This window comes from Mycobacterium sp. (assembly GCF_050701675.1).
Taxonomy (GTDB): Bacteria; Actinomycetota; Actinomycetes; order Mycobacteriales; family Mycobacteriaceae; genus Mycobacterium.
The window spans coordinates 1-11,362 of the sequence record NZ_JBOGDD010001157.1 but is presented as its reverse complement, the minus strand read 5'-3'; the positions used below and the strand labels follow the sequence as shown (position 1 = coordinate 11,362).

Below are 11,362 nucleotides of genomic sequence, written 5' to 3'. Positions count from 1 at the left end.
CCAGGTAACGGTGCCTGTCTCGGCCGGACTGTTGGCCGACACGGGCGCATACTTTGCCGCGTTGACTAGCTATCGCGACGGTGACGCAGCGCCGATTGTGGAGCGCTTCTCGCAGGCCACCGTCCTGGCTATCGCAAACGGCCGTCAACTGGTCGCCGACCTCCGCCATATCCGGGCGACCTGGAACGACGGGATCACCGCGCGGTCCGACTCGGCAGTGTGGAAGGTCGCCGATTTGTTGACCCGCCGCCCGGTCGTGAACGCTGCGCTACTGGCGCTGGAGCTGGGCATCGAGTCCACCAACGCTCACCGCTACCTCAACCCGCTCACAGAGGCGGGAATCCTCGTCGAGACGACCAACGGACCTCGCAACCGAGTGTGGCGTTCTCCTGAAGTACTCGCCGCGCTCGACTCTTTCGCCGAACGCGCCGGGCGGCGAGGCTGACCGCTGTGCTTCAACAGGGCGGAACAGGGAGACGTCGCCGTGGAGACCGAGACAATTTCTCACGCACACAAGCCGGTAACTCCGCCCGGCCCGCTTTACTGGTGCGCTGCACGTTAATCTGTCGTCGCGGCGCGGTGCCGCGTTTGCTTGGAGGGATTGCCCATGCGCTCTTTCAGCGTGGCCGTGCTTGCCGCGGTTGCCACCGTCTTCGGTTCTTCCGGCGTGGCCGTGGCGGCGCCGACGGATTACTGCGCCCAACTCAAGGGCGGCAATACCGGCAGCACGTGTGAGATCCAGCTCTCCGACCCCGGGTACAGCGTCGACATCAGCATTCCGCTGGACTACCCCGACCAGAAGTCGGTCGCCGACTACATCTCCCAGACCCGCGACGGGTTCCTCAACACGGCCAAGTCTGGCGCGGCCCGCACTGCACCGTATGAGCTGAGCATCACGCCGACGGAATACACCTCGTCGATCCCCCCGCGCGGCACACAGGCCGTGGTGTTCAAGGTGACCCAAAACGTCGGCGGCGCGAGTCCACAAACGACGTACAAGGCGTTCAACTGGGACCAGAGCTACCGCAAGACGATCACCTACACGGCCGCACCGGACGACAAACAAGCTACGCCGCTGTGGCGCGTGGACGACCCGCTGAAGACCGTCGCGCCGATCGTCCAAGCTGAACTGCAGCAGCAGCTGGCACCACCGCCGCCCGTCGCGCCTCCCCCGCCGCCCGCGCAACCGGGACAGCCAGCTGCGACCACGCCGACTACCACGCCGCCACCACCGCCACCGCCGTTGCCGTTCGCGACAACCGCGCTGTACAACCCTGCCAACTATCAGAATTTCGCGGTGGTCAACGACGGCGTGATCTTCTTCTTCGACCAGGGTGTGTTGTTGCCCGCCTCAGCTGGGGCGTTGCAGGTGCTGGTGCCCCGGTCGGCGATCGACCCGATGATTGCCTAACACTTTCAAAGCTCTGAGACCTATCGCCATCGTCAACTAAGCCTGGAACTAGCAGGCCAGGTCGCGGGATGCCCAACTCCGAGCTGATCACAACCGATTCCGTCAAGCGCATCACCACCATCAACGCCCCGGGCACCGTCAACGTTGCGTCCATGGCAGCCCACATGATGCCGCCAGCGATGTATCCCACCAACATCTTTCGGTGCGCGCTCCGCGCCCAAGTGGCGTTCCTCGCCGAGGCGAGGCGCACCTACGGTGGCCGCCGTGACCCGGTCCAACGCCCACGCGCACCTCATCATCGATGGGGAGGCGACGGCCGTGATTGCACATCCCCGCACCGCGTTGGGCTTGCTCCCCGTCGAGCGAACACGGCGCCGGTGTTTCATCGGGCCAGCCGCCGACAACCAATCGTGGATCGAGGTCATCGCCGACCTCATCGACCCCAACGTCGCCGAGGTATTCCACGCGTTGATGCTGCGTTCCGGCCTCATCACACGCCTCGGCCTCGACTCGTTGGTGGATCCCGAATACGGCCCTCAGCGGGCCTGATCATTCAATGGAGTTATCGACATGGCCACGCCCCGAATCACTGATGACGAATACGCCGAGATGGCCGCCGACTACGAGACCAATCCCCCAACGGCAGCCGAAGTCACCTCCGTCGAACTGAATCCCGCCTACCTGCCAACGGGGCGGCCGAACAAGGGCACTCGGACGACAGGCAAGACACCGGTTCTGGCGATCCGGCTTCCCGAATCACTTCGCAACGAGTTAGTGCACAGCGCCAAAGTCCAGGGAGCAACACCGTCGGAAATGGTCCGCCGTGCCGTCGTCGACAGCGTGTCGTTCTACGCGCTGTGGGAGCAGACGTTCGACGGTGACGAGTGGCAATGGGTCCGCTTCGACAAGGCACTGACATCGCAGGGCGCCGAGGCGACGTTCAAACACTTCTCACGCCTCGCGCCAACCCATGGCTACCGCCGCGTCCAGATCCGCCACGGTCGCGACGAAGCCGTCAAAGAGTGGACTGCATCAATGCGCGAAAAGGCCTGAACCGCAGCATAACCGGGCAGGCAACTTCGAGTGACGGCGTTTGGACCCCATACGGAACCAAGGTGACAACAGGCCAACCCATCCCGAGCGCGACTCTTGACTGGGCACTGCGAGCACAGGCGGCAAGGTTGTCGCCGCAGCCCGTGGTCGCCGCTGCGCGAGGAGAAATAGCGAGTCAGCGATCCGCAGTACCGCCTAGTCAAGAGGGTGGAGCTAAGGGGATTCGAACCCCTGACCCCCACACTGCCAGGAGCGGGCGGTGGCACATACGTCCAGGCCAGGCGATACAAGGTTTGAGCGGCGTGTTAGCCCGTGCGACGCTGTCTCGGCCGTTTGGCGGAGTCTCGTTTCACAAATCCGTTCACAAATTTGGTCGCTCTCGGGTATCTATGGCAGATCGCAACTATAGTGGTGATACTCAAACTTTAGTTGGAGATAAGGAGAGTGGCCGCAATGCAGCTGAACCGGCCGTTTGCCACGGTGACGCCCACGTTGGACGGCGACGTACTCGCCGTTCTGGCAACCAGCGAGGTGACGTTCACGATCACCCAAATCAAGCGCATCCTGACCAAAGCGTCAGGCGAAGGCATCCGCAAAGTCCTCATCCGCCTCACCGCCCAGGGTGTGGTGCTCCACGATCAGGTCGGCAGGACCAACACCTACCGACTCAACACCGAACATCTTGCCGTAGAGCCGATCCTGGCGCTGTCGCGGCTGACCGCCACGTTCCTCGATCGCCTCGAAGCGCACCTGGAAGGATGGGGCGAGGCGCTCAAATACGCCGCGGTGTTCGGGTCAGCGGCAACGGGGCGGATGACTCTCGGCAGCGACATCGACCTGTTTCTAGTGCGCACCTCCGATCACGAACACGATGGCCGCCATGGCGATCTCGAGGCGTGGGAGCAACAGGTGACCGAACTCGCGCGGTCGGTCACCGCATGGACCGGTAACGACGGCCGCGTCGTCGAGTACACCGAAGACGAGCTTCGCGCAGCGGCTGCCGTCGGTGAGCCGCTACTGAGTGACGTGGCCAAGCAAGGCCTGACCGTCGCCGGGACACGGGCATGGCTCAATCGGCAGCTGCGCCCGGTCGGCAAGGCTGCGGCAGTGAGGAGAACCTGATGGCGGGGACGCGTAAGTGCAATTCCATGGTTACCGCGGGGCGCCTGTCCAAGGCCGTTGAGTTCTTCGACGCCGCTGAGCACGTAGAAGACGACATGCCCAACGCGGCGGGTGATCTGTTCGTGGACGCCGGTATCGCCGCTTCCGACGTCATCTGCTGCGTCCGGCTCGGTGTGCATTCGTCCACCGGGACCCATAGCGAGGCCGTCTCCCTGCTGGAAACGGCGGACAAGGGATCCGAAAGACACCTGAACACCCTGCTCGGCTTGAAGAACAAGGCGGCCTACACCCACCAGCCGCTGTCCACCGCCGAGTGCAAGAAGATGAACCGCGCAGCTTCCCATCTCGTCGAGGCGGCCAGACGGGCCGTGGCGTCAGTCGGCCAGTAACCTGACTCCGGAAAGGAGCGACGACGCGATCGGTAACCTCCTGTGTTACTTCGGGTTACACCTTTTTCGCTGCACGTCCTCGACGCGGATCAGCCACACCCCCGGCCGTCGCGAGTCCATGGGCACCCTCTCCACCGACCCCTGCCGTCATGGAATCTGCTCCACAACCGCGTGCAAACCGACCGCTGCGCCTCGAGGGCGTGGACCGTGGCCTGCTGCGCCGTTGATCGGCTGATCGCAGAGCTGGGCCTAGCCGTGGCCTAGCCGGTGCGTGCGGCGCAGCTCGAAAAGAGAGGGTCATCGACCCGACCGGTTTGCATACACCTGATTTGGTGCACCATCAGTTCGGCCCGTCGACCAGTCCGGTCGGTTAGCCAAACCTGGTGGAGGTTAGAGGATTCGAACCCCCACCCGCACACTGCCACCGCGCAAGTCCGCGGAAGTGCGCCGAGCCGAAAACTCCGCAAACTGCCTAGTCAAAAGGGTGGAGCTAAGGGGATTCGAACCCCTGACCCCCACACTGCCAGTGTGGTGCGCTACCAACTGCGCCATAGCCCCTTGAAGTCGTGCTGGTCGACGGTACACCAACCAGCACTTGCGGTTCAAAACCGCACGTCACGGGACCTCCCCGCCGGCCTCCGGACCGAAAGGACGGACTGCCGTGTGTTCGGTGCTCGATCGCGGCCTGGTCTCCGGCGCGAAGACCCACCAGACCGCAGCCACCGCCAGGATCACCCCGCTGATCACGAACGCCGACCCGAACGTCAGGTGTTCGGCGATCTGACCGACGGCCAACGAACCGAGGATCGCCCCGAAGTCCGACATCATCTGGAACGTCGCGACCGCGGTACCGCCGCGGGCCTTGCTGCCGATGATGTCGGCGACCGCAGCCTGCTGCGGCGAGATGAACATGCCCGTCGCCGCACCCGTGACGTAGGCCGCCACCAGGAACAACGGCAGCGACGTCGTAAACCCGACCAGCACCGTCGACACCGCCGACACCGTCAGGCCGACGATCAGAAGCAGGCGCCTGCCGATCCGGTCGGACAGGTACCCGCTCGGGATCACCGCCGTCACGTTCCCGATCGCGAACGTCGCCAGCGCCAGTCCCGCCATTCCGGCGCCCCGGCCGAGCACCTCGACGACGAACAATGGGACCAGCGCAATGCGCAGCCCGAACGCGGACCAACCAGTGGCGAAGTTGGAGAACAGCGCCGCTCGGTAGGCGGAGTTGCGCAGGGCCTCACGCACCGTGATGGCGGGCTCGGTCTGGACGTCCGCCGCAGCCAGTGACGAATGCCGCAACCGGACGAACACCACCGCGACCGCGATCAGAAGGGCAACGCCGTAGATGACGAATGGCGTGGACAAGCCGAAGCCCACGGTGAGGCTTCCGAGCACGGGGCCGCCGACGGAGCCGACCAGGAAGGCGCTCGAGAACAGCCCGGCGACGCGTCCTCGCGCATCCGACGGCGAGATCCGGATCATCAGCCCCAACGACGACACCGTGAACATGGCCGACCCGAACCCGCCGAGCGACCGGAACACCAGCAGCTGCCAGTAGGTCTGCGCGAACGCGCACGCGCCCGTCGACAGCGCCACGATCACCAGGCCGGTGAGGTAGATCCGGCGCTCACCGAGCTTCTGCACCAGCACGCCGCTGAGGGGCGCGGCACACAGCCGCATCAGCGCGAAGGCCGTGATCACGAACGTCGCGGCGGCGATGCTGACACCGAAGTTACGTGCGTACTGCGGCAGGACGGGCGCGACGACGCCGTAACCGAGGGCGATCACCGCGTTGGCGGTGACGAGGACCCATACCTCACTTGGGAGCTTCGGTTTCTCCCTACACTCACCCTCCGCTATGGAACTCACCCGATGACTGTATTCACCACGTCCTTGGCCGCCTCCTGCACCTCAGCCAGATGCTCCGGCCCCTTGAAGGACTCGGCGTAGATCTTGTAGACGTCCTCGGTGCCGGACGGACGCGCGGCGAACCACGCGTTCTCGGTGGTCACCTTCAGTCCGCCCAACGGTGCGCCGTTGCCAGGGGCGGTCGTCAGCTTCGCCGTGATGGGCTCCCCCGCCAGCTCGGTCGCGCTCACCTGCTCCGGTGAGAGCTTGGCCAGGCGTGCCTTCTGCTCCCGGTCCGCGGGCGCGTCGATGCGCGCATACGTCGGTGCGCCGTACTTCTCCGCCAGCTCGGCGTACCGCTGCGACGGCGTCGACCCCGTCACCGCGAGGATCTCCGAGGCTAGCAACGCCAGGATGATGCCGTCCTTGTCGGTGGTCCACACCGAACCGTCGGTACGCAGGAAGGATGCGCCCGCACTCTCCTCACCACCGAATCCGATTGTGCCGCTGATCAATCCGTCGACGAACCACTTGAACCCTACGGGCACCTCGATCAGCTTGCGGCCGAGTCCGGCCACCACGCGATCGATGATCGACGAGCTGACCGCCGTCTTGCCGACGGCGGTCGACCCTGGCCAGTTCGGCCGGTGCGAGTAGAGGTAGTCGATCGCGACCGCCAGATAGTGGTTCGGGTTCATCAGCCCGGCATCGGGCGTGACGATGCCGTGTCGGTCGGAATCGGCATCGTTGCCCGTGGCGATCTGGTAGTTCCCGATCTTGCCGATCAACGACGCCATCGCATTCGGCGAGCTGCAGTCCATCCGGATCTTGCCGTCGGTGTCCAACGTCATGAATCGCCAGGTGGCGTCGACGAGCGGGTTGACCACCACGAGGTCCAGGTTGTGCGTCTCGGCGATGGCACCCCAGTAGTCGACGCTGGCCCCGCCGAGCGGGTCTGCGCCGATGCGGATGCCTTCGGCGCGAATGGCGTGGATGTCCACGACGTTCGGGAGGTCCTCGACGTAGGCGTTCAGATAGTCGTGCCGCTGCGCGAGCTGCAGTGCCCGCGCCAGCGGGATCCGCTTCACGTCCGCCAGCCCGCCGCGCAGGATTTCGTTGGCGCGCTTGGCGATCACCCCCGTCGCATCGGTATCCGCAGGACCACCGTTGGGTGGGTTGTACTTGAAACCGCCGTCCCGCGGCGGGTTGTGCGACGGGGTGACGACGATGCCGTCGGCCAGGTCGCTGTCGCGCCCGCGATTGAACTTGAGGATCGCGTGGCTGACGGCGGGCGTCGGCGTGTACCGGTCGGCGCCGTCGATCATCGCCACCACGTCGTTGGCGGCCAACACCTCGAGGGCGGATACCCAGGCCGGTTCGGACAGAGCATGGGTGTCGCGGCCGATGAACAGCGGACCCGTCGTCCCCTGGGCGGCGCGATATTCGACGATCGCCTGCGTCGTCGCCAGGATGTGCGCCTCGTTGAACGCGGCGTCCAAGCTGGACCCGCGGTGCCCCGACGTCCCGAACACGACCTGCTGATCGACGTCCTCCGGGTCGGGCACGACGCTGTAGTAGGCGGTGACCACCTGGGCCACGTCGATGAGGTCTTCTGGAAGCGCCGGTTGTCCAGCACGCGGGTTGGCAGGCATGGATTCGATTCTGCTCCCTCGCGCCGCGTCGCACGTCGGCGTCGCCAAGAATTCAGACCGACGAAAGCCTAGAGCGCCCACACCAGGGCAAGTCCGGCTGCGCACGCGGCGACCGACGTGATCAATGACCCAAACGCGTTGAGCAGAGCGAGGGCCCGCCGGTTCTGCTGAACGAGCCGGACGGTTTCGAAGCTGGCGGTGCTGAAAGTCGTATAACCGCCGCAGAAACCGGTTCCGATCACGGTCTGCCAGATGGCTGGCTGGCCACCGAAGAGCACCAGGCCGGCCAGGATGCCGAGCAGCAGCGAACCCGTCACGTTGATGATGACGGTGGCCCACGGGAACGGGGACTGCCATCGTCGCTTGAACGAGGAATCGAACACGAATCGCGCCACTGCGCCCGTGGCTCCGGCGAGGAAGGTCAGTACCGGGATCACGAGCGCGCCCCCCGACGGTGAACGCTCGCGGCGACCACGATTCCAAGCCAGGCGGTGAGCACTCCGCCCACCACGCTGACCACGCCATAGCTGATTGCGGTCGCCACGTGCCCGTGCCGACCGAGCAACACGACCTCGAGTGCGAACGTGCTGTAGGTGGTGAAGGCACCGCAACCTCCGGTGCCGGCACAGAGTCGCGCCCGTCGGCGCCAGCCCGAGTCGTCGCCGAGCCGCGTCAGGCCCTCAAGGAGACAGCCCAAGATGAAGGCGCCACTCAGGTTGATCAGGAACGTCGCCCACGGCCACCCCGAGGCGTCGTGCGGGAGGAGATTCTCGATTACGTATCGCAGCGCCGTGCCGACGACACCTCCGGCGAACACCCATGCCAGCGTGGACGGCCTCAGATGCAGTGGCCTGCTTGACGCCGCGGACACGTCGGGATCGGACGGCAGTTCGGCATGCGAATCGTCGCCCTGCCCATGCTTCGCGGTCATCGTCTCAATCCCCGATCAGGAGAACGCCGGTCCACACCAGCGCGACGGCCTTGACGAGTTCGAGTGCGATGTAGACGTAGTGGGCGCCTGATCGAGGACCCTCCTCGCCTCCATCCAGCACCGCGGAGGTTCTCCGGGACAGCAGGGGACGCATCACGATGGTCTGTGCGAGCAGCGCGCCGACCGCGACGCACAGCGCGGCGTTGAGGGCCGCCGAGGTCTCGTGGGTGAAGAGGGCGGCCGCGATGACCATGGCGAACACGTATTCGAAGACGTTGAGGGCGCGGGAGACCAGCCGGCCGATGCCCAGCCCGATCCGCAGCGTGACGCCTGGCGCGCGGAACTTCAGCGGCGCCTCGACGAACGATATGGCCAGCACCATGCCGAGCCAGACGAACACCGCGGCCACTGCCAACCTGATGCCCGGGTCCACCGCGGCAGCCTACGACAGAGATGCCATGGTAGAGGCGTGCACGGTGAATCGACCGAGGACCGCGACTACGTCGCCGAACTGATTCGTTGGCAGGACGCCGGCGCCACGTGGCAGCTCGTCGCCCAAACGTCCCGCGGCGTGACCATCGCACTGCTGCGGTGCGATGGAGGCGAGGAAGTCGACCGCTTCACGTCCACCGATCCCCGATTGCGCGAGTTCGTCGCGCGCCGCGCCGACGGCTGAGGCACCACCGAGCTGCGTATGTCGCAGCGGGGCAACACCTTGCGTAGGTTGGGAGGCCGCACGATAGATCAGGGAAGAGGTGGGGGCGACGGCCGACACGATCTATGCGGACGTCTCCGAGTGGCAGGTCCCTGTCGACGACCGCTATCCGCACCGGGTGCTCTGCATCCGCTCCAACGACGGCGACCACCGCGACCGGAACTGGGCCACCAACCATCCCTGGTGCAAACGCCGTTGCGACGTCGGCGACCTGGACTTCTTCATCGTGTACTTCGTCTGGCGCCGGAACTGGAGACGAACCGTCGACACACTCGTGGACATGGTCGGACAGCCGCACCCGCGGATGGCCGTGATGATCGACGTCGAGAGCTGGAGTGGGAGCATCACCGGCGACCAGTCCGACGGCATCAACCGGGCTCATGGGGCGGTCGCCGATTGGCTCGGTGAGCGGCGCCGCGTGATCGGCTACGGCAACGTGGGCGACCTGAATCGGCTGTGGCGGGTCAAACCCGTGGGCCTGCGTCTGGTCATCGCCGCGTACGGAAACAATCCGACCTACCCGGGCAAGGTTGCTCACCAGTACACCGACGGCAAGGGGTACGGCAACGGGACCACCCTGCCGAACGGCGCCCCGCCATTCGGCAACTGCGACATGAACTCGGCCGACGGTCTGAATCCACTGCAGTTCGCCGCCGCGTGTGGAATCCAAATCGACTCGCCCACTCCGACTCTCGCGACCCACGTCGAGCCGCCCCGGAACCCGAGGATCCGGGGCCAATAGGCGCCCGTCTCAAGAAACGCAGACACCCCATCGCGACGGTCGCTAGTTTTACCCGATGCGCAACCGTCCGTCCGTCGGGGTGATCACCCTGATGGCCGTGCCGATCCTGCTGTCGGCCTGCGCCTCGAGCACGACGACGCCGAGCTCGTCGTCGACCGGCGTCACGACGACGACACCCGTGGCGACGACAACGACGGCCGCCGCTCCCCCGACGCCGGCGGCTCGGACCGTGAACTGGTTCGACCTCGCCGTCGGCGACTGCCTGGCCGACCCGCCGCCCTTCGACGACCCCAACGTGATCGGTGTCGCGGTCGTGGACTGCGAGACACCGCATCAGGCCGAGGTCTTCCTACGCGCACCGTTGGCGGTCAACACCGCCGTGGCCGACGTCGCCGACCGCAAGTGCGCCGAGGGCTTCACCAAGTACACGGGTGAACCCGTCGGCAGCGGCACCTTCACGATCACATACCTGATCGACTCGAACCAGAATCGAACCTCGTCCAACCCGGACCCGAGCACCGTGATCTGCCTGCTTCAGTCCGCGGGTGGGGGCCCACTCACGGTGCCGGCCAATCGCTGACCCCAACACTGCGACCTCGCAAGGGAAATCAGCCCGACGCGTCGGAGCCCTCGGTATTGAGCAGTACCACCGACGATTTCGGGCCAAGCTCGAGTTGGGCGCGGGCCGGTTTGCTCGCCAGGACGTGCAAGGCGGCCAGGCTCGCGGCACCGCACGGACCGCTGTCCACACCGAGGGCAGCCAGCTCGGCGATCGCATCGGCGGCGAGCCCGTCGTCGACGACCACCGCACCAGCGAGTCCCCGTTGCAGGTCCGGCCAGGCCAGATACGAAGGCGTGCCACAGTTCAGGCCTGCCATGCTCGTCTGACCCGTCGGCACCGTGGTCAGCGCCCCCGCAGCCAGGCTGGCCCGTAGGCAGTCGGCGACATCGGGCTCGACCGCGACGATGCGGCAGTCCGGCCGCGAGCGCCCGAAGAGCACGGCGGCATGCGCGAGCGAGCCGACCCCGGCAGGCACCGCCACGAGGTCGATTGCGGCCCCCAGCTCCGCTGCCTGGTCCGCGGCCTCGTCGAACAGGGTCGCGTAGCCGTCCACGATCCACTGCGGCACGTCCTCATAGCCTGGCCACGACGTGTCCTGCACCAGTAGAGCGTGGGGATCGGCCTCGGCCAGCTGGGCCGCCTGCCGCACCGCGTCGTCGTATGGCGCGTCCAACACCCGCACCTCGGCGCCCTCGTCCCGGATCAGCCCGACCGCCCGGGCAGAGACGCCGCGCGGCACCACGATCGTGGCGGGTAGGTCGAGCAGCGCCGCCATCCGCGCGACCGCACGGCCGTGGTTGCCGTCCGTGGCGGTGACCAGACGGTGCCGGTCGCGATCGGATGAGCCGAGCGCGCGGTGCACCGCCCACGAGGCTCCGAGCATCTTGAACGCTGGCAGCCCGAGGCGTAGCGACTCGTCCTTGACCAGCAC

At 66.2% G+C, this 11,362-nt stretch carries 15 protein-coding genes and 1 tRNA gene; 9 read left to right on the top strand and 7 right to left on the bottom strand.

Going from position 1 to position 11,362, the window contains the following annotated elements; translation table 11 throughout:
* From ACRDUX_RS35885 to ACRDUX_RS35860, 6 genes are all read left to right on the top strand, one after another.
* Positions 1 to 445, top strand: a 445-nt coding sequence (locus tag ACRDUX_RS35885) for a Fic family protein (RefSeq protein ID WP_526421455.1), incomplete at its 5' end; no start/stop codon positions are given.
* Between the two features lie 162 nt (positions 446 to 607).
* On the top strand, positions 608 to 1,411 hold the full coding sequence (locus ACRDUX_RS35880; protein ID WP_526421453.1) for a DUF3298 domain-containing protein: 804 nt from the start codon (positions 608 to 610) through the stop codon (positions 1,409 to 1,411).
* 264 nt (positions 1,412 to 1,675) lie between these two features.
* Positions 1,676 to 1,960: a hypothetical protein gene (locus ACRDUX_RS35875; protein ID WP_526421451.1), complete on the top strand. Its 285-nt coding sequence runs from the start codon at positions 1,676 to 1,678 to the stop codon at positions 1,958 to 1,960.
* A 21-nt stretch (positions 1,961 to 1,981) separates the two neighbouring features.
* A complete protein-coding gene (locus tag ACRDUX_RS35870) occupies positions 1,982 to 2,464 on the top strand; it encodes a hypothetical protein (protein WP_526421449.1) in 483 nt (160 codons plus the stop codon).
* A gap of 453 nt (positions 2,465 to 2,917) precedes the next feature.
* A complete protein-coding gene (locus ACRDUX_RS35865; protein WP_526421447.1) occupies positions 2,918 to 3,586 on the top strand; it encodes a nucleotidyltransferase domain-containing protein in 669 nt (222 codons plus the stop codon).
* Positions 3,586 to 3,975, top strand: a complete 390-nt coding sequence (locus ACRDUX_RS35860; protein WP_526421445.1) for a hypothetical protein — start codon at positions 3,586 to 3,588, stop codon at positions 3,973 to 3,975. Before ACRDUX_RS35865 ends, ACRDUX_RS35860 begins: the two co-directional genes overlap by 1 nt.
* Positions 3,976 to 4,460: 485 nt before the next feature.
* Here the strand turns inward: ACRDUX_RS35860 and ACRDUX_RS35855 are convergent.
* From ACRDUX_RS35855 to ACRDUX_RS35830, 6 genes are all read right to left on the bottom strand, one after another.
* Positions 4,461 to 4,533 (bottom strand) — tRNA-Ala (locus ACRDUX_RS35855).
* Positions 4,534 to 4,590: 57 nt separating this feature from the next.
* Positions 4,591 to 5,850 (bottom strand): MFS transporter, encoded by a 1,260-nt coding sequence (locus ACRDUX_RS35850; protein ID WP_526421444.1) that lies wholly within the window; start codon positions 5,848 to 5,850, stop codon positions 4,591 to 4,593.
* A complete protein-coding gene (gene pgm / locus ACRDUX_RS35845) occupies positions 5,847 to 7,481 on the bottom strand; it encodes a phosphoglucomutase (alpha-D-glucose-1,6-bisphosphate-dependent) (protein WP_526421442.1) in 1,635 nt (544 codons plus the stop codon). Before pgm ends, ACRDUX_RS35850 begins: the two co-directional genes overlap by 4 nt.
* A 68-nt stretch (positions 7,482 to 7,549) precedes the next feature.
* Positions 7,550 to 7,918, bottom strand: coding sequence for a fluoride efflux transporter CrcB (gene crcB, locus ACRDUX_RS35840; protein ID WP_526421440.1), 369 nt, complete (start codon positions 7,916 to 7,918; stop codon positions 7,550 to 7,552).
* A complete protein-coding gene (gene crcB, locus ACRDUX_RS35835) occupies positions 7,915 to 8,412 on the bottom strand; it encodes a fluoride efflux transporter CrcB (protein WP_526421438.1) in 498 nt (165 codons plus the stop codon). Before crcB (ACRDUX_RS35835) ends, crcB (ACRDUX_RS35840) begins: the two co-directional genes overlap by 4 nt.
* Before the next feature lie 4 nt (positions 8,413 to 8,416).
* A complete protein-coding gene (locus ACRDUX_RS35830) occupies positions 8,417 to 8,845 on the bottom strand; it encodes a hypothetical protein (RefSeq protein ID WP_526421436.1) in 429 nt (142 codons plus the stop codon).
* A 36-nt stretch (positions 8,846 to 8,881) separates the two neighbouring features.
* Here ACRDUX_RS35830 and ACRDUX_RS35825 point away from each other — a divergent pair, with 36 nt between their 5' ends.
* The 3 genes from ACRDUX_RS35825 (at position 8,882) to ACRDUX_RS35815 (ending at position 10,449) form a co-directional block, all read left to right on the top strand.
* Positions 8,882 to 9,088, top strand: a complete 207-nt coding sequence (locus tag ACRDUX_RS35825) for a hypothetical protein (RefSeq protein WP_526421434.1) — start codon at positions 8,882 to 8,884, stop codon at positions 9,086 to 9,088.
* A 79-nt stretch (positions 9,089 to 9,167) separates the two neighbouring features.
* Positions 9,168 to 9,869, top strand: a complete 702-nt coding sequence (locus ACRDUX_RS35820; protein WP_526421432.1) for a glycoside hydrolase family 25 domain-containing protein — start codon at positions 9,168 to 9,170, stop codon at positions 9,867 to 9,869.
* A 55-nt stretch (positions 9,870 to 9,924) separates the two neighbouring features.
* Positions 9,925 to 10,449 carry a hypothetical protein gene (locus ACRDUX_RS35815; RefSeq protein ID WP_526421430.1) on the top strand — a complete coding sequence of 175 codons (525 nt, stop codon included), beginning with the start codon at positions 9,925 to 9,927 and terminating at the stop codon, positions 10,447 to 10,449.
* 28 nt (positions 10,450 to 10,477) lie between these two features.
* On the opposite strand, the gene ACRDUX_RS35810 is transcribed toward ACRDUX_RS35815, so the two are convergent.
* Positions 10,478 to 11,362, bottom strand: an 885-nt coding sequence (locus ACRDUX_RS35810) for a threonine ammonia-lyase (protein WP_526421428.1), incomplete at its 5' end; no start/stop codon positions are given.

What these genes read in the sequence shown, in the direction of transcription:
- ACRDUX_RS35880 (WP_526421453.1), top strand. Translation starts at nt 608, where the DNA reads ATGCGCTCTTTCAGCGTGGCCGTGCTTGCCGCGGTTGCCACCGTCTTC.
- ACRDUX_RS35870 (WP_526421449.1), top strand. Translation starts at nt 1,982, where the DNA reads ATGGCCACGCCCCGAATCACTGATGACGAATACGCCGAGATGGCCGCC.
- ACRDUX_RS35865 (WP_526421447.1), top strand. Translation starts at nt 2,918, where the DNA reads ATGCAGCTGAACCGGCCGTTTGCCACGGTGACGCCCACGTTGGACGGC.
- ACRDUX_RS35860 (WP_526421445.1), top strand. Translation starts at nt 3,586, where the DNA reads ATGGCGGGGACGCGTAAGTGCAATTCCATGGTTACCGCGGGGCGCCTG.
- pgm (WP_526421442.1), bottom strand. Translation starts at nt 7,481, where the DNA reads ATGCCTGCCAACCCGCGTGCTGGACAACCGGCGCTTCCAGAAGACCTC.
- crcB (WP_526421438.1), bottom strand. Translation starts at nt 8,412, where the DNA reads ATGACCGCGAAGCATGGGCAGGGCGACGATTCGCATGCCGAACTGCCG.
- ACRDUX_RS35815 (WP_526421430.1), top strand. Translation starts at nt 9,925, where the DNA reads ATGCGCAACCGTCCGTCCGTCGGGGTGATCACCCTGATGGCCGTGCCG.